The organism is Stutzerimonas stutzeri (assembly GCF_024448985.1).
Taxonomy (GTDB): Bacteria; Pseudomonadota; Gammaproteobacteria; order Pseudomonadales; family Pseudomonadaceae; genus Stutzerimonas; species Stutzerimonas stutzeri_AP.
This window is the reverse complement of the sequence record NZ_JAMOII010000006.1, coordinates 1-20628: the sequence shown is the minus strand read 5'-3', so window position 1 is coordinate 20628 and position 20628 is coordinate 1. Positions and strand designations below refer to the sequence as shown.

Genomic DNA, 20628 nt, shown 5'->3' with positions numbered 1-20628 from the left:
CGGCGATGACAGGCTTTCTGCAATCAATTGCCGGCTGGCCCGGTGCCGTCTTCCTGCAGGAATACTGGATCGCCTATCTGGTCGTAAATGCGGCTCACATCCTTGGCATAGGGCTGCTGCTGGGCGCGATCCTGCCGCTCGATCTGCTCCTTTTGCGTTCAAGGCACAGACGGGATCTGGCTGTCCTTGGACGCTTTTTGGTACGCGCTGCAGCAACGGGGGCTGCGTTGGCGGTGATGACGGGGCTTTGGTTGTTCTCAGTGAAGCCAGCGGAATACGCAGAGAACCCAGCCTTTCTCTGCAAGGCCGCGCTGCTAGTGCTGGCGATCTGCAACATCGCACTCCAGCATCGCGGCGAGCGCTTTGATACGGCCCTGTGCGGCGGCCAACCAACTGTCCGAGTTCGCGTCCTGGCCGCCGCATCCGCCATTCTTTGGCTTTCGATCCTCATAGCTGGCCGCTGGATCGGCTTTGTCTGAGAGGAAGATATTTGCTTATCGCGACCGGCCGCTCGGTCGCATCTACCCCCAAACAACTATCCCCTCCCCCTCCGCAACGCCCTCACTCCCTCGGCTACCAGCACTGCAATCGCACCCCAGATCGCGCCATAGGTCAGCCATTGGTCCGGCGCGATGCTTTCGCCGAGCAGTAGCGCCACGACAACCAGCAGCACCGGCTCGACGTAGCTGAGCAGGCCGAACAGCGCAAGGTTCAGGCGCGTGGCGATGATCATCAGGGCCAGTGCCAGGGCGCTGAGTGCACCGAGACCGAAGATCAGCAGCTGGAGCCGTGGGCTTTCAATGACGTGTTGCAGGGTGGCGCTATCGCCCAGGGCGAAGGTGGCGGCGACCGGCAGGCTGATGACCAGATCGAGCCACAGACCGCCGAGGTTGGCAGTGCCGATCCGGCGGCGCAGGATGAAGTAGCAGGGATAGCCGAGCGCGACCGCCAGCACCGGCCAGGAAAGAGACGAGGCAAGCAGCAGTTCGTTACCGACGCCAACGGCCGCCAGTATGCAGGCCAGGCGCTGCAGGCGGCTGATCGCCTCGCCGAACACCAGCCGGCCGGTCAGCACGAGGGTCAGCGGCAGTAGGAAGTAGCCGAGGGAAACGTCCAGCCCGTGGCCGTTGATGGGCGCCCACATGAACAGCCAGAGCTGTAACCCAACCAGTGCCGAAGACAGCGGCAGCGCGAGCCACAGCCTCGGTTCTGCCAGCAGGCGCGCAAGGATCAGGCGAACCTCGCCCCAGCGCCCGAAGCCGATCAGCAGCACCGCCAGGCAGGGCGCGGTAAGCAGGATGCGCCAGCCGTATATCTGCTGGCCGTCCAGCGGTTCAAGCAGCGAGGTGTAGTAGTACAGCGTGGCGAAGAGCACCGACGCCCCAACCGAGCTGGCTACGCCCGGCAGGTTGTTACGGCTTTGCATGCAAGGTTCCATATCCAGTGGGTAGCAGGCTGGGCACGTTGACGGCTCAGGCTAAGTTATTGAAGCGCGCGAGCCGCTTTATTTATTTGCGAATTGGTATAGGCCGAACAAGTTCGGCCCTACAAGCTTGCGGCCTACCCGAAAAGACCCGATCCGTCGCGACCGTTTTCCGTAGAGCCGAATTATTCGGCCTAGGATTGCACAGGCTTGACGGAACCTAGGGCTCGACCTGGCTCCACTGTTTGCTCAGCCGCTTGTCCGAAGCCGGCATTTTCGTCCCGAGCTGCTGCGCCCAGAGCGAAACGCGGTACTCCTCCAGCATCCAGCGATACAGGGTCAGCTCCGGGTCGCGCTTGCCTTCCTGCTGGTGCTTCTTCAGCCGCGCCTGGTACTGCTCCCAGTACCCTGCAAGTTCGCCAGACCAGACGCGATCACGCTGTAGCTGCGCGCCGATCTTCTCGAAACGCTGCTCGATGGCCTTCAGATACCTCGGGTATTCCTTCAGCCATTCGGCGGGCGTGTCGCGGACGAAACCTGCATAAATCAGGTTAGCGAGTTGCGCCTTGATATCGTTGAGCGCCACGGCCTGGGCCAAGTCGATCTTGCCCTTGAAGTGCTTCTGAAGGCCGTGCCAGAGCTTGAGGATATCCAGCACCAGGCGCGCCAGGCGCTCGGCGTGGCCGGTCCATTCGCCGCGTTTTTTCCCGGCCAGCGCGGCTAGGGCAGCGCCTTCGCGCGGTAGCTGGGTTTCGCCGTCGAGGACGCAGCTGTCCAGACTCGCCAGCAGGATGTCCTCAACCAACGCATCGACCTTGCCCATGTCGCGATAGAGCAGGCCCAGCTCTGTAAGTCCTGGCAGCTTGTTGCGCAGGTATTTGGCCGGCTCGGACAGTTGCTGCAGCAGCAGGCGCTGCAGGGCGCGGCGGTGTTGGTAGTCGGCCTCGGCCTGGGTCGGGAAGCGCCCCTCCTTGACCACGCCACGCTCTTCCACCAACGCCGGGTAAACGGTCATGGACAACCCCGCCATCTTCGCCTGGGTCTTCTCCGCCACCTGAGCAAAGCCCTTGGCCTCAACCGGCTTCTGCTCGGCCTTCTGCTGGGGGGGCGCCAGCGCGGCCTGGCTGGCCTCACTGAATCGAGCGGTAAGTTCTGCCAAGTCGCGGCCTTCGCCGAGGAATTTGCCACGGGCATCGACCACTTCGATGTTCATCTTCAAATGGCTGTCGAGCCCCGTAGCCGCGTCGTGCCAAGCTTCTTCCGGCACGCGCGCGCCGGTCATGCGCAGCAGTTCACGACCCAGCGCCTCGGGTAGCGAACCCTCGCCGAAGGTAATCTTCGCCAGCGCCGCGCCGACAAAATCCGGCACCGGCACGAAGTTCTTGCGAATCGCCTTGGGCAGGTTGCGCACCAGCGCCACGGCCTTGGCCTCGATCAGGCCCGGCACCAGCCAGTCCAGCCGCTCACGGCGCAGTTGCGGCAGCAGCGGCGCCGGCACGCGCAGGGTCACGCCGTCGCGCGGGTGGTTGGGCTCGAAGTGGTAATCCAACGACAATTGCAGCTCGCCGATACGCAGGGTATCGGGGTACTGCGCAGCGGTGACTTCGCGGGCCTCGCGGGCCAGCACGTCTTCCTCGCGCATGACCAGCAATTGCGGGTTCTTCTGGCTTTCGCGCTTGTACCAGTTGTCGAAGCTGGCGGTCTGGTAGATATCGGCGGGCAGCCGCGCATCGTAGTAGCCGAACAGGGTTTCCTCGTCGGCCAGAATGTCGCGGCGGCGAGCCTTGGCTTCCAGTTCGTCCATGCGCTCGAGCAGTTCACGGTTGGCGGAAAGCGCGCGGGCGCGACTGGTAATTTCTCCGCGCACGAGGCCTTCGCGGATGAACAGCTCGCGCGCCGCCTGCGGGTCGATCGGGCCGTAGTGCACCGGGCGCTTGCCGACCACGATCAGACCGTAGAGCGTGATCTGCTCGTAGGCCACCACCTGGCCACGCTTCTTTTCCCAGTGCGGCTCGAAGTGGTTCTTCTTGATCAGGTGGCCGGCCAGCGGCTCGATCCACTCAGGCTCGATCTTTGCCACCATCCGGGCGAACAGCTTGGTGGTTTCCACCAGCTCGGCGGCCATGATCCAGTTGGGCTTTTTACGCCCAATCACGCTGGATGGATGCACCCAGAAGCGCCGCTGGCGCGCGCCAAGGAAATCGCCCTCCTCGGTCTTGTGGCCGATCTGGCTGAGCAAGCCGGAGAGGATCGCCTTGTGCACCGCGGCGTAGCCCTTGGCCTTCTGTGCGGCTTCGCTAGCCTCGGCCTGCTGGCGGAGGACCACGTTGACCTTGGTATCAGTGGTCGGCGTGATCTGCTCGGCTGCTTTTCGGCCCTTGGAGGGTGATGGCATAGCAGCTTCCGGGGCCTTGCTAGCGCCCAGCTTGAGCTCACGGGCGATCAGAGTGAGCTGGCGGTGGGCATCGCGCCACTCGCGCAGCCGCAGGTAGTTGAGGAAGTTTTTCCGGCACCAGGTACGCAACGGGTTGGAGCCCAGTTCCTGACGCTTCTCTTCGAAGCCGCGCCAGAGGTTGATCAGCGCGGCGAAGTCCGAATCCGGGTCCTTCCACTGCGCGTGCGCCTGATCGGCCTGCTGCTGGCGATCGGCCGGGCGCTCGCGCACGTCCTGTACCGAGAGCGCACTGGCGACGATCAGCACCTCAGCCAAGCTACCTTGCTGCGCGGCTTCCAGCAGCATGCGACCCAGCCGCGGATCGATGGGCAGGCGCGCCAGCTGGCGACCGAGCGGCGTCAGCTGGTTCTCGCGATTGACCGCCGAGAGCTCCTGCAACAGGTTGAAGCCGTCGCTGATGGCCTTACCGTCCGGCGGCTCGATAAAGGGAAAGTCCTGAATATCGCCCAGGCGCAGGTGCAACATCTGCAGGATCACCGCGGCGAGGTTGGTGCGCAGGATCTCCGGGTCGGTGAATTCGGGGCGGGAGAGAAAATCCTCCTCGCTGTACAGGCGAATGCAGATACCCGGCTCGACCCGCCCGCAGCGGCCCTTGCGCTGGTTGGCGCTGGCCTGGGATACCGCCTCGATGGGCAGACGCTGGACCTTGGCGCGGTAGCTGTAGCGGCTGATACGCGCGGTGCCGGAATCGATCACGTAGCGGATGCCCGGCACGGTCAGCGAGGTTTCGGCGACGTTGGTGGCCAACACGATCTTGCGGCCAGCGGCGGGCTTGAAGATTTTCTGCTGCTCGCCCGGCGTCAGGCGCGCATACAGCGGCAGCACCTCGGTGAAGCGCAGGGTGGCCTTGCGCAGCATTTCGGCGGCATCGCGAATCTCGCGCTCGCCGGGGAGGAACACCAGCACGTCGCCGGGGCGCTTGCTGACGGACTTCTCGTGGGCTTCGATTTCATCCAGCGCGGCGAGAATGCCCTGGTCGACGGTCAGGTCGTCCTCGACGCGGTTGCCGTCCTCGTCGGTCTCGGCTGCCAGCGGGCGATACCAGGTGTCCACCGGATAGGTGCGCCCGGAGACCTCGATGATCGGGGCGTCATTGAAGTGCTTGCTGAAGCGCTCCAGATCGATGGTCGCCGAGGTGATGATGACCTTCAGGTCCGGCCGGCGCGGCAGCAGCGTCTTTAGGAAGCCCAGCAGGAAGTCGATGTTCAGCGACCGCTCGTGGGCCTCGTCGACGATGATGGTGTCGTACTTTTCCAGAAAGCGGTCGTGCTGAGTTTCAGCCAGCAGGATGCCGTCGGTCATCAGCTTGATCAGGGTGCTGTCGGTGCTCTGGTCCTCGAAGCGCACCTGATAGCCCACCAGCTCGCCCAGCGGCGTACCGATTTCCTCGGCCACGCGCGTGGCAACGCTGCGGGCTGCCAGGCGGCGCGGCTGGGTATGGCCGATCAGCCCATGCACGCCACGACCGATTTCCAGGCAGATCTTCGGCAGCTGGGTTGTCTTGCCCGAGCCAGTTTCGCCGGCGATCACCAGCACCTGGTGCTTCTCCAGCGCGGCCTTGATCTCGTCGCGCTTGGCGGCGATAGGCAGGGCATCGTCGTAACGGATGGCCGGCACGCTCTGCCGCCGCGCCTCGACCTTAGCGGCCGAGGCCTGGAAGCGTTCGAGCCACTGCGCGAGCTTGCCCTCGTCTGGCTTTTTTCTCAGTTCATGCAACTGCCGGCGCAGGCGATGGCGGTCGGCGCTGAAGGCCTGGTCGAGATTTTTGTGCAGGGTGTCGAAAGCGGGCGTTGCGTCGGTCATGGACAGCCGTAAGCGATTTCGTGAGGACGGCGATTGTCGCAGATTTGGCCGGCTGGCCGTAGGCGGATCGGGCGCTGGATGACCGAACGGGAGAAACCGCGCCGACGAATCGGCGCGGGGTTACGCGCTTACTTGATCCAAAGGCCCCAGCGAGACCTTTCCTGAACCTGCTGAATGCGCATGGTGCCTATGCTCTGCTCGGCTGCGGCAGCAATCTCGTCGTCGACCATCTTGGTCGACAGCGACAGCCAGCTGGTGGCGAAGGCCAGCGCATCGCCGTGCAGCTCCAGCGCCTCGGTGGAGATATTGCCGAGGTTGTCGCATTCGGTGTGGTAGCACGGATCGAACGACTGCCCCGCCGTACCGCCGTAACGCTGCGCCTGCTCCTGGCTCTTGATGTCTTCGGCGCCGGTGAACAAACCACCGAAGGCGATGCCGTCATCGAAGAACTGCGCATAGTCGGAACGGAAGTCGATCTCGGTGCCTTCGGACGGCTCGTTGCGCAGCTGGAAGTAGGAGCGGAACAGACGCTCGATCGCCGCCGAGCCGGGCGGGCCTTGCAGGCCGAAATCCGAGCCGTCACCGTCGTAGATGAAGTTAGCGTAGTTCGGCGAGCCGATCATGTCCACGTTCAGGTACGCCTTGATTCGCTGTTTCTCCTCGTCCGGCAACTGATTAACGTAATACGTCGAACCGACCAGACCCGACTCTTCCGCACCCCACCAGGCGAAGCGCACCTTGTTCAACGGATGCGCCTTGCCCATCAATACCGCCATTTCCAGCAAAGCGGCACTGCCCGAGCCGTTATCATTGACGCCGGCCCCCTCGAATACGGAGTCCAGATGCGCGCCAACCACGATGACGTTGTTGGGGTTGCCCCGACGGGTTTCGGCCAGCACGTTAAAGGTCTCGGTCTGCTCGCGCACCACGTCAACGTTCATGCTCATCTGCAGGCCTTCGGTACCCGCCCAGGCGACACCGAGGTCGTAGGTCGAAAACAGGACCGGGATACCGCCTTGATAGTCCTCACCGAGCGTGGCGGCCATCAGCCCCTTGCGATCTTCGGTATCGCCCTGGTTGAAGATAATTGCGCCGGACGCGCCCGCCGCTGCCGCGTTGGTCGCCTTGTCGCCGAACGGGCAAGTGCCACGCTGCATCAATGCGATGGCGCCAGCCGGGAAGCCAGCGAAATCCGCCGCCTCGCAGCCGCTGGTCGAGGTATTGCCGGCGCCGAGCGACAGGTCCACCGCAACCACTGGCGCGGTGACGTTGCCCGGGTCGGTCTGGTCGGCGTAGGTGAAGTCTTCTTCCCAGGTGTATTGCACCGGTTGCGGCGTCACGGCATTCAACGAGCCGGGGCCTGCCGGATAGAAAGCGAGGAACGGGAAGCTCTGCACCCTGACTTCATAACCGGCGCGCTCGAGGTGCGTGCGCACGTAATCCACCGAGGCCTGGTAGCCGGGCTGACCAGAGGCCCGGTTGCCCTGATTCAGCGCGGCGATGTCCTGCAGATTCTCCAGGTGCTTCATGATGTTGCTGGCCTGCATACAGCGCGGCAGACCCAGCGGCGTGCCAACCAGCAGAGGGGACTGACAAGCCCTGGAATCGGGCTTGCCGGGCGACCATAACTCATCGAAACGTGCCGTTTCCGCAGAAGGCGCAGCCAGGGCTGAAGCGGAAGCGATTAGAGCGAGAGAAGCAACTACCCGACGTGCATTGTTTTTTTTCTGCATGGGTAACTCATCCTTGCAACGAGATTGATGGGCAGGCCGCGAATGGCGTGCGCCATCGTCCCCTTACGGCACGACCGACGTTGAAACCCGGCGAGCAGCGAATAGCAAAGCGAAGCCGCCTGCAAGACCGTATCTACAAAACGATCTTGCAGCTTCAGCGTTACATAGCGAGGCAGGTTGGGGATCAACGACCGGAAAGCGGGACGCGGCCATAGCCTCCTAGACCGGGGCGACATCGACCCGGTTCGAACTTTGCGACAGACGGCAGCACCGCTTGTCGGGTTGCGTGAACTCGAAACCGACGGGCTCGGAACAGATGAGTTCGGACGAGCGCTGCGGATAAAGAAAAGCCCCGCAACGGCGGGGCTTTCCTTTATCCGGCGGATGCGTTACTTCGTGCCGAGCTTGCGCAACTCCTCGTCACGCAATTCACGACGCAGAATCTTGCCGACGTTGGTGGTTGGCAGGCTGTCTCGGAACTCGACGGCCTTGGGCCGCTTGTAGCCCGTTACGTTGTCATGCATGTGCTGCATAACCTGCTCCTTGGTCAGGCTCTCGCCTGGCTTGACCACCACGAACAGCTTGATCGCCTCACCGGACTTGTCGTCCGGAACCCCGATCGCAGCGCACTGCATCACGCCCGGCAGAGTCGCGAGTACGTCCTCAAGTTCGTTGGGATAGACGTTGAAGCCAGACACCAGAATCATGTCCTTTTTGCGATCGACGATCCGCAGATAGCCGTCTTCCTGAATAATGCCGATATCGCCAGTCTTCAGCCAACCATCGGCGCTGAGAACTTCGTCGGTGGCTTCCTGGCGCTGCCAGTAGCCTTTCATCACCTGCGGCCCTTTCACACACAGCTCGCCCGTCGCGCCGATCGGCAGGTCATTACCTTCGTCGTCGATGACCTTGCACAGGGTGGATGGCATCGGGATGCCGATGGTGCCGATCTGGATACCGCCAAACGGGTTGACCGATACCACCGGACTGGTTTCGGTCATCCCGAAGCCTTCACAGATGGAGCAGCCAGTCACCTGTTGCCAGCGCTCGGCGGCTGCCTGTTGCAGCGCCATACCGCCGGAGAAGGTTGCCTTCAGCGAAGAGAAGTCCAGCTTGCGGAAATCTTCGTTGTTGCACAGCGCCACGAACAGGGTGTTCAGCCCGACGAAGCCGCTGAAGCGGTACTTGCCCAAATCCTTAACGAAAGCCGGCAAGTCACGCGGGTTGGTGATCAGCACGTTGTGTGCGCCGATCAGCATCATCGTCATGCAATGAAAGGTGAACGCGTAGATGTGATACAGCGGCAGCGGCGCAACCATCGTTTCACAGCCGACCCCCAGCTCCGTGCCCATCAAACCGCGGCACTGCAGCATGTTGGCGACAATGTTGCGGTGGGTCAGCATCGCACCCTTGGCAACGCCGGTGGTACCGCCGGTGTACTGCAGCACGGCAATGTCGTCACCGGCAGGATTGGACTCTCGAACCGCCTTACCACGGCCGAGGGCCATGGCGTCGTTGAATTTGACCGCCTTTGGCAGGTTGTAGGAGGGCACCATCTTTTTCACGTGCTTGATCACAGCATTGACCAGCAGACGTTTGACCGTCGGCAGCATGTCACCGACTTCGGTGACGACGACGTGTCTGATGCCGGTCTTGGGCAGCACTTCTTCGGCCAGATGAGCCATGTTGGCCAGGCAGACCAGCGCTTTGGCGCCGGAGTCGTTGAACTGATGTTCCATTTCCCGTGCGGTATACAGCGGGTTGGTGTTGACGACGATCAGCCCGGCGCGCATGGCGCCGAATACCACGACGGGATATTGCAGCAGATTGGGCAGCTGCACCGCTATCCGGTCGCCCGGCTGCAGATCGGTGTTGTGCTGAAGGTAGGCGGCAAATTCGCCGGACAGGGCGTACAGCTCACTGTAGGTCAGGGTCTTGCCGAGATTGCTGAAGGCCGGTTTGTCCGCGAAACGCTCACAGGACTGTTTCAGCACTGCCTGGATGTTCTGGAACTCATCGGGATTGATTTCGCTCTCGACCCCGACAGGATATTTATCCTTCCAGAAGTTATCGGTCATGACCCCACTCCTCAGCGACAGCTTCACTGCATATAGCAGCTGTTTTGTTGTGTTTTGTTAATTTTTGTACCCGGTTTTCCGGTCAAAAAGCGGCCCGAGGTTAGCAGCTTTGGCACAGGCCGAACAGTGGCCGCGACTGGATAAAACGACACAAAGTGACTGATCACGAGCGATCAGTCACCCGCTGCGTGGCACAAAGTCGTGATCTCAGGCCTGCTCACGCAGCTCCCGGCGCAGGATCTTGCCAACCGGCGTCATCGGCAGCGCGTCGCGGAAGACCAGATGCCGGGGGACCTTGTAACCGGTGAAGTTTTCCCGGCAGTAGGCCTGCAGCTCTTCGACCGTCAGGCTGGTATCGCTGCGCACCACGAACAGCTTCACCGCCTCCCCTGACTTCTCGTCGGGAACACCGATCGCGGCACAGGCGGCCACCTTTGGATGCGCCATGACCACGTCTTCGATCTCGTTCGGATAGACATTGAAACCGGAAACGATGATCAGATCTTTCTTGCGATCGACGATACGCACGAAACCATCAGGGTCGATCACCGCGATGTCGCCGGTCTTCAGCCAGCCCTGGTTATCGAGCACTTCGGCGGTGGCTTCCGGTCGCTGCCAATAGCCCTTCATTACCTGCGGGCCCTGAACGCATAACTCGCCGCGTTCCCCGGTGGGGAGTTCGATGCCCTCGTCGTCGATGACCTTCAGCGCCGTGCCCGGTACTGGCAGGCCGACAGTGCCCAGACGCGATTTGTCTCCGTGGGGGTTAGCGCAAACCACGGGTGACGTTTCGGTCAGGCCGTAGCCCTCGGTCACGGTGACGCCGGTCAGGCTCTTCCAGCGCTCGGCCACGGACGATACCAGTGCGGTACCGCCGGAGTTGGTGCCTTTGAGCGAGGAGAAGTCGATCTTCTTGAATTCCGGATGCGACATGAGCGCGACGAACAGGGTGTTCAATCCGAGGAAGGCCGTGAACTGCCACTTCTGCAGCTCCTTGACGAAGCCGTCGATGTCCCGCGGATTGGTGATCAGCACGTTGTGGTTGCCGGTCACCATCATGCACATGCAATTCACCGTGAATGCATAGATGTGGTACAGCGGCAGCGGCGCGATCATCACCTCCTGCCCTTCCTTGATGATCGGATGGCCGTCGTCGCCGAGCTGCTGCATGTTGGCATGTGCCTGACGCATGTTGGCGACCAGATTGCCGTGGGTGAGCATCGCGCCTTTGGCAACGCCAGTGGTACCGCCGGTGTATTGCAGTACCGCGACGTCGTCGAGCGTCAGCGGAACCGGCTTCAGGCTGTGGCGGGCACCGTCGCGCAGCACATGCTTGAACGACACCGCCTGAGGCAGGCTGTAGGCCGGCACCATCTTCTTCACATGCTTGACGGCGGCATTGACCAGCAGGCCTTTGAAGGAGGGCAGCATGTCGCCGATCCGCGCCTCGATAAGCACTTCGATGCTGGTATCAGGCAGCACCTCCTGCACTAGCTTGCCGAAGGTATTGAGATAAACCAGCGCCCGCGCGCCGGAATCCTGAAACTGGTGGCGCATCTCCCGCGCGGTGTACAGCGGGTTGGTGTTGACCACAATCAGCCCAGCACGCAGGGCACCGAAAACGGCGATCGGATACTGCAGGAGGTTGGGCATCTGGACCGCGATGCGATCCCCCGGCCGCAGATCCGTATGATTCTGCAACCAGCCCGCAAAGGCCGCCGAGTAACGATCGAGGTCAGCGAAAGTGAGCGTTACGCCCATATTGCTGAATGCGGGGCGGTTCGCATGAGTCTTGCAGGAGCGCTCGAACACCTCCACCACCGAGCGGAACCCGCCCATGTCGACGTCATTGGGCACACCGGCGGGTCGTTTGTCGTTCCAGAAATCAGGTTGCATTGTTATTGGCCTCGTTACCTGAGAGTGGGCTGCGGCGAAGTTAGCAGTTCGACCGCACAGCGCAACAGCGTTGCGTAGCGCAAATCACTGTTGTGAATCTTTCGTCACGGCAAGCCACGATTCCGAGGCGCACACGTCAGGTATACGTAATAGTGAAACAAGACGTACCGCGCCTAGCGGGAACCCATGAGTCATGCCGTGACTCTCGCCGGGACAAGACCGCGACATCTCACTAGAATGCAGCCGCATCGCAGGCACAGCGCTCATCGGCGCGGCGCATTTCCCTATCGTCGGACGGCTCCAGCCCCGACTGCGCCCGAGGAAACTTGATGACCACCATCAGCAACACGCCCTATTCCGCTCTGGAAGTCGGCCAGACCGCAAGCTTCGAGAAATCCGTCGAGGAGCGTGACATCCAACTCTTCGCTGCCATGTCGGGCGACCGCAACCCCGTCCACCTCGACGCGGAATTCGCCGCCGGCACGCCGTTCAAGGAGCGTATCGCCCACGGCATGTTCAGCGGTGCACTGATCAGCGCGGCGGTTGCTTGCACCCTGCCCGGCCCGGGCACCATCTATCTCGGCCAAACAATGAAATTCACCAGGCCGGTCAAGCTTGGCGACACCCTGACCGTGCGCCTGGAAATTCTCGAAAAACTGCCGAAGAACCGCGTACGCATCGCCACGCGCGTGTTCAATCAGAACGATGAACAAGTCGTGGATGGCGAAGCCGAAGTCCTCGCGCCGCGTCGGGAGGAAACCGTGGAGCTGAAGGACCTGCCGCCGATCAGCTTCGGCTGAGCCATTAAGCGAGTTCGAAACAGGTGCGTTTGGACAGGCCCGCGGCCGGTATTCGCCGCGAGGGCGCACCACCTAAAAGCAGGGCGCTGAGCTTTCGTGAGAGGCTCGCCCCGGGGCGAAGCTTTTGCTTTCTGTGGCGCTCAGCACACTTTCGCCGCGAGGTCGCGCCTCCTACAGAATGGGTGGCGTTTGTCGCTTTCGTGGGAGGCCCGACCTTGGGGCGAACGCCTAAGTGAACGACGTTGGTAAACAGTCGGACTTTCTAGACCCTATTACGCCGTATCCATCTTTCTCCGAAAGACGAGTCACCTGCCGGCCTCGATCAGTTCCCCACCCGGTTACCCCAAGCTCAACCAGTTATAGGGTGGGCCGGGCGGCGTTCCGCTTCAGCCCACCGCAGCGAGGACCGGGCAATATCACCATCTTTCTCAGCCAGACGTTCTCGGCATGGTGGGGCAAGCAGAACGCTATTACGGCCCCTGACTACGCCCCGCGAGCAACCGCCACGGAGGATGCGTAGCGACCGCTAGGCGTCGACCATCGAGCAGGCGGTACAACAATAACAACACCGGGACCTCAACCATGCTCATACGCTCGATCGCTTATCGGCGCCTGGCGGCGCTCGTTCTCGGCGGCTTCTCGCTGGCCTTCCAGCCAGCATCGGCCGCACCGCTCGACCCTGGCCCCGATGAGGCCCTGCTGTATTACCAACGAGCCGACGGCGATTACGCCGGCTGGGGCCTGCATCTGTGGAACACCGCCGCATGCAATGGCAGCCAAACGGAAACCGGCTGGGATCAACCTTTGCAAGCAGCCGGCACCGATCCGGAGCACGGCGCCTACTACCGTATAGCGCTGACCGCTGACGCCAGTTGCCTTAACCTGATCATGCACAAGGGCGACGAAAAGGACCTTGGGGGCGGCGACTTGACCTGGCGCTTCGACGACCTGGGCCGTCGTGTCTTTACGCTTAGCGGCACCGCGCAACTTTCCAGCACACCCTTGAGCGGGCCCAAAGCCGCGATCAAGGGCGCACGCGCCCACTGGCTCGATCCGTTCACGCTGGCGCTGGTTGACGGCGCGCCAGCGGCCAGCCGGCTCGAACTGCGCTATTCCACCGACGCCAGCATCCGCATCGACGGGGAGACACGCACGGTCAGCGGCGGCACCGTGCTCGCGCTGCGACCCGCAACGCTTCGCGAAGGGCTCAAACGCCAGCATCCGCATCTGGCCGAAGCGCAGGCCTTCCGCTTCGTGGCCGGCGCACAGGCGTTACGTCGCGCCGTCATGAGTCAGCTGGTGGTGGTCGCCTATGACGCGCAGCAACAGGTACTCGACGCCACCGAGGTGCAGACGGCGGGCGTTCTCGATCAGCTATTCGCCTACAACGGCGACCTCGGCGCGCGAGTCGATGGGCACGGCGTGTCGTTCAAACTCTGGGCGCCGACGGCGCAGCGGGTCCGCCTGCATGCGTTCGACGCGGCCAAGCGCCTGCTGCCTGGCTACCCGAAGACCATGCATGAACGCCTCGGCGTGTGGAGCTTCGACGGCCCGCCTTCGCTGGACCGGCAGTATTACCAGTACGAAGTCACGGCCTATCGGCCAAGCACCGGCAAGATCGAGACGACGCTGGTCAGCGATCCCTATGCGCTGAGCCTGTCGCTCAACAGCCAGTACGCTCAGGTCGTCGATCTGGACGCCAGCGACCTCAAGCCCGCCGGTTGGGACGCATTGCGTACGCCGCATCCGGAACGTCCCGAAGCGAGCATCATCTACGAAACGCATATCCGTGATTTCAGCGCCAGCGATGCCAGCCTGCCGGCCGATCTGCGCGGCACTTACGGCGCCTTCACCCGGCCGGACAGCTACGGCATGCGCCACCTGCGGGATCTACGCAAGGCCGGGCTAACCCATGTGCAGCTGTTGCCTGCGTTCGACATCGCCACCGTTGACGAAGACCCCGCTCGCCGCATCGACCTGGACGACCCCTTCGCCAAGCTCTGCGAACTGTCTTCCGGTGCTCGCCAGCGCTGGGCGCAGTACTGCGGCGCGACGAGCATTCGCCAGGTGCTGCAAGGGTTCGATCCGGCCAGTGGACAGGCACAATCGCTCTACAACGACCTGCGCTCGCTCGACAACTTCAATTGGGGCTACGACCCCTACCACTTCACGGCGCCGGAAGGCAGCTACGCCAGCGACGCCGAAGGCGTGCAGCGCATCATCGAGTTCCGCCAGATGGTCCAGGCGCTAGCCGGTCAAGGCCTCGCCACTGTAATGGACGTGGTCTACAACCACACCAACGCGTCCGGCCTGGCCGAGAAATCGGTGCTCGACAAGATCGTGCCCGGCTATTACCACCGCCGTAATCCGACTACCGGCGCAGTGGAAACCTCGACCTGCTGTGAGAACACCGCCAGCGAACATCGCATGATGGCCAAGCTGATGACCGACTCACTGGAAGTCTGGGCGCGCGATTACAAGATCGCCGGGTTTCGCTTCGATCTGATGGGGCACCACCTGCGCAAAAACCTGGTCGATGCGTATCGGGCGGTCCGCCGAATCGACCGGAACACCTACTTCTACGGCGAAGGCTGGGATTTCGGCGAAGTGGCAGGCAACGCCCGTGGCGTCAACGCCACGCAGCTGAACATGGCCGGCACCGGCATCGGCACTTTCAACGATCGGCAGCGCGATGCAGTGCGCGGTGGCAGCCCATTCGACGGCGGCGAGAGCATCCGTCGCAATCAGGGTTTCGCCAATGGCCTCTATGTCCGACCGAATGAGCTGTCCAGCGCTGGCGCGCAGGAGAAGGCGCAACTGCTGCACGCGGCGGATCTGATCCGCGTCGGCATTGCCGGCGGTCTGCGCGATTTCCAGTTCATCAGCGCCGACGGCAGCCTGCGCAGCGGCGGAGAAATCGACTACAACGGACAACCCGCCGGGTACACGCTCGATCCGCAGGAAACCATCAACTACGTCTCCAAGCATGACAACCAGACGCTATGGGACAACAACCAGTACAAGCTCCCGGCCAACCTCCCGGTTGCTGACCGCGTCCGCCTGCAACTGGTCGCGTTGTCCGTGCCGCTGTTCAGCCAGGGGTTGCCCTTCATCCATCTCGGCTCGGACATCCTGCGCTCCAAATCCATGCAGCGTGACAGTTACGACTCCGGTGACTGGTTCAACGCGGTGGATTTCAGTTACCAGGACAACAACTGGAACAAAGGCCTGCCGCGTGCTGACAAGGATGGCGACAACTGGCCGCTGATCCGCCAGGTCATCGCCGACCCTCATGCCAGACCGAGCGCGGCGGACATCGTCGCCGCCAAGCGTCGTTTTCTCGAGTTGCTGACGATCCGCAGCGACAGCCCGCTGTTTCAGCTCGACAGCGCCCGCGAGGTGCAACGCCGCTTGCAGTTCCACAACACGGGTCCGGAGCAGCAACCGGGCGTGATCGCCTTCAGCCTGGCCGATGGCCCGCGCGACGGCCGCGATCTCGACCGGCGCTATCAGTCGTTGATGGTGGTGCTCAACGCCTCGCCCGAGCGGGTTCGCTTGCCAGGCGGTAGCGGTTACCAGCTGCATCCGGTGCTGCGGGAATCGAGCGATCCGATTGCGCGTCAGGCCAAAGTGACTTCCGACGAGTTCGAGGTACCGCCCTTCACCAGCGCGGTGTTCGTACAGTCCCAGAGCCGTCGTTGAACCGCAGGCAATAAAAAAGGGCGACCTAAGTCGCCCAAATGCCTTGCGTGCTCTGTAATACAGGCCGGATCACCGCTTCTTTTGCGCGTCCCGCCAGATGAAAAACCCAAAACCGCCAAGGAAGGCGACCATCAGGCCGACCGTGACCACCCCTGCGAGCACCACATTATCGACGAACATGATTTCTTGCCTCCAAGGTGTTGCGCTGTCTGATGGCTGCATAGTCGCCTTCTCGCCCGAATAAAAAATTGACGGGAATCAATAGGCGCGACGCCGGGCACAGCAGGCGCCGTACGAGCTGATCTGGATCAAGAAAAAGGGGCGTATCGGAGGGGGATGCGGAAGGCGCCGTATCGAACGGTCGTAAATAACTCGGCGGGCAGCTCGTTGTGGATAGCCCTATTAGCGCTTCTTCGGCTTGTTTTTGACTTTCTTTTTCGGCTTGGCCAAGGGCAGCGCCTGTTCGAATGCATCGCGCATTTCAGCCAGGCGCTTTTCCTTGATGTCATGAATGCGCTTTTCACGTTCGGCGCTGAAGTCGATCAGTTTTACTTCGTTGCTCATAAGGCTGGCTCGCGAATGATCTGGCGGAATGTCAGGTTGATGCGCGGTTCGGATACCTTGCGCGTTCTGGCGATCTGGTGTTGCCAATAATGCTGCGTCGGGCCGCCCATGACCAGCAGCGAACCATGTCCCAGATCGAGCGAATACTCGATGCGGCTGGTGCCCTTGCGACGAAAGTCGAAGCGCCGCGTCGCGCCCAGGTTGAGCGAGACCACCAGCGGCTCCGGGCCAAGCTCCGGTTCGTCATCGCTGTGCCAGCCCATGGCGTCCTGCCCGTCGCGATACAGATTGAGCAGAACACCGTCCAGTCGTTGGCCGATCTGCCGTTGCACCCGCTCGCGGATCTCGGCCAACAGCGGCGTCCACAACAGCGGCTCATGAACCAGTCCCGAATAACGGTAGCCCACCCCGGCATCTCCATACCAGGCGACCAATCGCGGCACAGCGAAACTGCGGCCGTAGAGCTTTATCCGGGGTTGCGACCAGGGCGTCTGCAGCATCAGCTCGTGCAGCCAGTGGTCGGCTATATCCACGCCGACCCATTGCGGCAGGTAGACCAATTCGGCATGCGGCAGGTCAATCATCGCGGAACCGGCTAAAGAACATGTCAAACCTCGACATCCACCCAGAGCCCTTGGCGCGGCAACTCATCAAGGGCGTCCTGATCCTCTTCGGCGGTTTCGCCCTCGGCAAGCTCCTGCGCGGTATAACCACGGCGCCGACGGCGGCGCTGTTCGTCGCGCAACATCTGCTCAGCTTCATGCGGATGTCGCCGATCGAGCTCGACCGAGCTTTCATCAGCGCTCGGCTCTACCGGGGTAACCGGGGCGATGTCGGGGCGCGGCTTGACCACATCCTGTTGCGCGGTGACCTGAACGGTGCCTGGCGGAATGATTGGTAGCATCTGCGCTCTCCATAAGCAGCCCCGGGATCAATCGGTTGCCCGTGAGATTGGCCTGTACCGGTTCATCGGCTGAACCGCTGCCGACTTTAGCAGCAGAGCTACACTCCAGTGGGCATCTGTCGTCGCTCTCGCGACAGTGTTCCGTTACCATAGCGCGCTTTTTTCACAGCGGGAGGCAGCATGGCGCAGCAGTATCTACCGGGGCAACGCTGGATTAGCGACAGCGAAGCGGAACTCGGCCTTGGAACCATCCTCACGCAGGATGGGCGGATGCTCACCGTGCTCTACCCCGCGACCGGCGAAACTCGCCAGTACGCCGCGCGCAGTGCTCCGCTGACCCGCGTGCGCTTCGTCCCCGGCGATGAAGTCACGCATTTCGAAGGCTGGAAGATGACCGTGCGCGAAGTCGACGACGTCGACGGTCTGCTGGTCTATCACGGCCTGACCGCGCAGAACGAAGCCCGCACCCTGCCGGAAACCCAGCTGTCCAATTTCATCCAGTTCCGCCTCGCCAGCGATCGCCTGTTCGCCGGCCAAATCGACCCGCTGAACTGGTTCAAGCTGCGCTACCACACGCTGGAAAACCAGAGCAAACAGCTGACCTCCTCGCTGTGGGGCCTGGGTGGCGCGCGTGCACAACCTATCGCGCACCAGCTGCATATCGCCCGCGAAGTCGCCGACCGCATCGCGCCGCGAGTACTTCTGGCGGACGAAGTGGGTCTGGGCAAGACCATCGAAGCCGGCCTGGTGATCCATCGCCAACTGCTCTCCGGCCGCGCCAACCGGGTACTCATCCTGGTGCCGGAAAACCTGCAGCATCAGTGGCTGGTGGAGATGCGCCGCCGCTTCAATCTGGAAGTCGCGCTGTTCGACGACGAGCGCTTCATCGAAAGCGATGCCAGCAACCCCTTCGAAGACACCCAGTTGGCATTGGTGTCGCTGGAATGGCTGAAGGACGACGAACGCGCCCAAGACGCCGCCTTCGCCGCCGGCTGGGACCTGCTGGTGGTGGACGAGGCGCATCACCTGGTCTGGCACCCGGAAAACGCCAGCGCCGAGTACAAGCTGGTCGAACAATTGGCCGAGGTCATTCCCGGCGTGCTGCTGCTGACCGCCACGCCCGAACAGCTGGGCCAGGAAAGCCATTTCGCTCGTCTGCGCCTGCTCGACCCGAACCGCTTCCATGATCTGGAAGCTTTCCGCGCCGAAAGCGCCAGCTACCAGCCGGTCGCCGAAGCGGTGCAGGAACTGCTCGACGAAGGTCGCCTGTCGCAAAAGGCGCACCAGACGATTCACGAATTCCTCGGCGCCGAGGGCGAAGCGCTGCTCGCAGCGGCTACCGACGGCGACATAGAAGCCAGCAGCCGCCTGATCCGCGAACTGCTCGACCGCCACGGCACCGGGCGCTTGTTGTTCCGCAATACCCGCGCCGCTGTCCGTGGCTTCCCAGAGCGCCAGCTGCATCCTTATCCGCTGCCCTGCCCGGCCGAATATCTGGAGCTGCCATTGGGCGAGCACGCCGAGCTGTATCCGGAGGTCGCCTTCCAGAGCCAGCTGGACGAGCCCGAAGCGCACAGCCGCTGGTGGACCTTCGATCCACGCGTCGAGTGGTTGATCGATACGCTGAAAATGCTGAAGAAATTCAAGGTACTGGTCATCTGTGCCCACGCAGAGACCGCGCTGGATCTGGAAGACGCCCTGCGCGTGCGCTCCGGCATTCCGGCCACGGTGTTCCATGAAGGCATGAGCATTCTCGAACGTGATCGCGCCGCGGCTTACTTTGCCGATGAAGAGTTCGGCGCACAGGTGCTGATTTGCTCGGAAATCGGCAGCGAAGGCCGCAACTTCCAGTTTGCTCATCATTTAGTGCTGTTCGACCTGCCAGCCCACCCGGACCTACTCGAGCAGCGCATCGGCCGTCTCGACCGCATCGGCCAGCAGCATGTCATTCAGCTGCACGTGCCCTATCTGGAAACCAGCCCGCAAGAACGCCTGTTCCAGTGGTATCACCAGGCGCTGAACGCCTTCCTCAACACCTGCCCCACCGGCAACGCCCTGCAGCACCAGTTCGGCCCGCGCCTGCTGAGCCAGCTGGAAGAAGGCGACGATGACGAGTTCCAGCAGCTTATCGACGAAGCACGCGCCGAACGCGAACGCCTAGAAGCCGAACTGCATGCCGGTCGCGACCGTTTGCTTGAGCTCAATTCCGGCGGTGGCGAACAAGGCGCCGCGCTGGTCGAGGCCATTGAGGAACAGGACGATCAGTTCGCGTTGCCAATCTATATGGAAGAGCTGTTCGACGCCTTCGGCATCGACAGCGAAGATCATTCCGAGAACGCCCTGATCCTGCGCCCCAGCGAGAAAATGCTCGACGCCAGCTTCCCGCTCGGCGATGACGAGGCCGTGACCATCACCTATGACCGCGAGCAGGCCCTGGCCCGCGAAGACATGCAGTTCCTTACCTGGGAACACCCCATGGTGCAGGGCGGCATGGACTTGGTGCTGTCCGGCTCCATGGGCAACACCGCCGTGGCGCTGATCAAGAACAAGGCGCTCAAGCCCGGCACCGTGCTGCTGGAACTGCTGTTCGTCAGCGAAGTGGTAGCGCCGCGTGCGCTGCAGCTCAACCGCTTCCTGCCGCCGCTGGCGCTGCGTTGCCTGCTCGATTCCAATGGCAACGACCTGGCACCGAAAGTAGCCTTCGAAACCCTCAGCGATCAGTTGGAAAGCGTGCCACGCGCCAGCGCAAACAAGTTCGTCCAGGCCCAACGCGACGTGCTGTCGGCGCAGATTTCCGGCGCCGAAGCCAAGATCGCCCCACGTCACAGCGAGCGCGTAGCCGAAGCACAGCGCCGGTTGAAAGCCAACCTCGATGAAGAACTGGCGCGCCTGACCGCACTGCAAGCGGTCAACCCCAGCGTGCGCGACAGCGAAATCGAAGCCCTGCGCAAGCAGCGTGAAGAAGGTCTGGCAATGCTGGAGAAAGCAGCGCTGCGCCTGGAGGCGATACGCGTGCTGGTTGCCGGGTGATTGGTTGATGGTCTTGGAGGATTCAGGCATTTGGCGTTGAGCTGAAGGCCTGAGGCTGCAGGCTGAGAGCTTCAAGCTCACAGTAGGCCTTACCATCTAGCCGCTTCGCCCCGAGGGCGGGCCTCTTACGAAAAGCAGCCGTGCATACAGCACCAAGTAAAGGCGCGACCCACGGCGAATGCAGGCCTGCGGCTACTCGTCCACACACTGTCTTCGGCTCAGTCCGCTTCGCCCCGAGGG

The 20628-nt window shown here is 62.4% G+C and carries 13 protein-coding genes; 4 read left to right on the top strand and 9 right to left on the bottom strand.

The genetic code is table 11. The features are described 5' to 3' along the window. The first annotated feature begins 5 nt into the window (after positions 1 to 5). Complete coding sequence (locus NA647_RS09535; protein ID WP_256057469.1) at positions 6 to 479, top strand: DUF2214 domain-containing protein; 474 nt, start codon at positions 6 to 8, stop codon at positions 477 to 479. A gap of 56 nt (positions 480 to 535) precedes the next feature. Here the strand turns inward: NA647_RS09535 and rarD are convergent, their stop codons facing one another. From rarD to fadD2, 5 genes are all read right to left on the bottom strand, one after another. Further along, positions 536 to 1426 (bottom strand): EamA family transporter RarD, encoded by an 891-nt coding sequence (rarD, locus tag NA647_RS09530; protein ID WP_256057468.1) that lies wholly within the window; start codon positions 1424 to 1426, stop codon positions 536 to 538. Positions 1427 to 1643: 217 nt separating this feature from the next. Next, on the bottom strand, positions 1644 to 5681 hold the full coding sequence (hrpA, locus tag NA647_RS09525) for an ATP-dependent RNA helicase HrpA (protein WP_256057467.1): 4038 nt from the start codon (positions 5679 to 5681) through the stop codon (positions 1644 to 1646). Between the two features lie 128 nt (positions 5682 to 5809). Further along, the gene (locus NA647_RS09520; protein ID WP_256057466.1) at positions 5810 to 7414 is read right to left on the bottom strand and encodes a M28 family metallopeptidase; all 1605 of its coding nucleotides are present in this window, start codon (positions 7412 to 7414) and stop codon (positions 5810 to 5812) included. 389 nt (positions 7415 to 7803) lie between these two features. Next, positions 7804 to 9492, bottom strand: coding sequence for a long-chain-fatty-acid--CoA ligase FadD1 (fadD1, locus tag NA647_RS09515; RefSeq protein ID WP_256057465.1), 1689 nt, complete (start codon positions 9490 to 9492; stop codon positions 7804 to 7806). Positions 9493 to 9699: 207 nt separating this feature from the next. Then, on the bottom strand, positions 9700 to 11388 hold the full coding sequence (fadD2, locus tag NA647_RS09510) for a long-chain-fatty-acid--CoA ligase FadD2 (RefSeq protein WP_256057464.1): 1689 nt from the start codon (positions 11386 to 11388) through the stop codon (positions 9700 to 9702). Between the two features lie 329 nt (positions 11389 to 11717). On the opposite strand from fadD2, the gene NA647_RS09505 reads away from it, so the two are divergent. After that, entirely contained in the window at positions 11718 to 12188 is a 471-nt protein-coding gene (locus NA647_RS09505) for a MaoC family dehydratase (protein WP_256057463.1), read from the top strand. Between the two features lie 582 nt (positions 12189 to 12770). Next, positions 12771 to 15890, top strand: coding sequence for a pullulanase-type alpha-1,6-glucosidase (gene pulA / locus NA647_RS09500; RefSeq protein WP_256057462.1), 3120 nt, complete (start codon positions 12771 to 12773; stop codon positions 15888 to 15890). A 69-nt stretch (positions 15891 to 15959) separates the two neighbouring features. Here the strand turns inward: pulA and ccoM are convergent, their stop codons facing one another. The 4 genes from ccoM to NA647_RS09485 form a co-directional block, all read right to left on the bottom strand. After that, the gene (gene ccoM / locus NA647_RS19640; RefSeq protein ID WP_305955872.1) at positions 15960 to 16070 is read right to left on the bottom strand and encodes a cytochrome c oxidase subunit CcoM; all 111 of its coding nucleotides are present in this window, start codon (positions 16068 to 16070) and stop codon (positions 15960 to 15962) included. Positions 16071 to 16292: 222 nt separating this feature from the next. Then, positions 16293 to 16454 (bottom strand): hypothetical protein, encoded by a 162-nt coding sequence (locus NA647_RS09495; protein ID WP_256049092.1) that lies wholly within the window; start codon positions 16452 to 16454, stop codon positions 16293 to 16295. Further along, the gene (locus tag NA647_RS09490) at positions 16451 to 17038 is read right to left on the bottom strand and encodes an alpha-ketoglutarate-dependent dioxygenase AlkB family protein (protein ID WP_256057461.1); all 588 of its coding nucleotides are present in this window, start codon (positions 17036 to 17038) and stop codon (positions 16451 to 16453) included. Before NA647_RS09490 ends, NA647_RS09495 begins: the two co-directional genes overlap by 4 nt. Before the next feature lie 23 nt (positions 17039 to 17061). After that, the gene (locus NA647_RS09485; protein WP_256057460.1) at positions 17062 to 17358 is read right to left on the bottom strand and encodes an aspartate-semialdehyde dehydrogenase; all 297 of its coding nucleotides are present in this window, start codon (positions 17356 to 17358) and stop codon (positions 17062 to 17064) included. 180 nt (positions 17359 to 17538) lie between these two features. Here NA647_RS09485 and rapA point away from each other — a divergent pair, with 180 nt between their 5' ends. Beyond that, complete coding sequence (gene rapA, locus NA647_RS09480; protein ID WP_256057459.1) at positions 17539 to 20388, top strand: RNA polymerase-associated protein RapA; 2850 nt, start codon at positions 17539 to 17541, stop codon at positions 20386 to 20388. Positions 20389 to 20628 lie beyond the last annotated feature (240 nt).

What these genes read in the sequence shown, in the direction of transcription:
- NA647_RS09490 (WP_256057461.1), bottom strand. Translation starts at nt 17,038, where the DNA reads ATGATTGACCTGCCGCATGCCGAATTGGTCTACCTGCCGCAATGGGTC.
- NA647_RS09520 (WP_256057466.1), bottom strand. Translation starts at nt 7,414, where the DNA reads ATGCAGAAAAAAAACAATGCACGTCGGGTAGTTGCTTCTCTCGCTCTA.
- NA647_RS09495 (WP_256049092.1), bottom strand. Translation starts at nt 16,454, where the DNA reads ATGAGCAACGAAGTAAAACTGATCGACTTCAGCGCCGAACGTGAAAAG.
- rarD (WP_256057468.1), bottom strand. Translation starts at nt 1,426, where the DNA reads ATGCAAAGCCGTAACAACCTGCCGGGCGTAGCCAGCTCGGTTGGGGCG.
- rapA (WP_256057459.1), top strand. Translation starts at nt 17,539, where the DNA reads ATGGCGCAGCAGTATCTACCGGGGCAACGCTGGATTAGCGACAGCGAA.
- NA647_RS09485 (WP_256057460.1), bottom strand. Translation starts at nt 17,358, where the DNA reads ATGCTACCAATCATTCCGCCAGGCACCGTTCAGGTCACCGCGCAACAG.
- NA647_RS09505 (WP_256057463.1), top strand. Translation starts at nt 11,718, where the DNA reads ATGACCACCATCAGCAACACGCCCTATTCCGCTCTGGAAGTCGGCCAG.
- NA647_RS09535 (WP_256057469.1), top strand. Translation starts at nt 6, where the DNA reads ATGACAGGCTTTCTGCAATCAATTGCCGGCTGGCCCGGTGCCGTCTTC.
- ccoM (WP_305955872.1), bottom strand. Translation starts at nt 16,070, where the DNA reads ATGTTCGTCGATAATGTGGTGCTCGCAGGGGTGGTCACGGTCGGCCTG.
- pulA (WP_256057462.1), top strand. Translation starts at nt 12,771, where the DNA reads ATGCTCATACGCTCGATCGCTTATCGGCGCCTGGCGGCGCTCGTTCTC.
- fadD2 (WP_256057464.1), bottom strand. Translation starts at nt 11,388, where the DNA reads ATGCAACCTGATTTCTGGAACGACAAACGACCCGCCGGTGTGCCCAAT.
- fadD1 (WP_256057465.1), bottom strand. Translation starts at nt 9,492, where the DNA reads ATGACCGATAACTTCTGGAAGGATAAATATCCTGTCGGGGTCGAGAGC.
- hrpA (WP_256057467.1), bottom strand. Translation starts at nt 5,681, where the DNA reads ATGACCGACGCAACGCCCGCTTTCGACACCCTGCACAAAAATCTCGAC.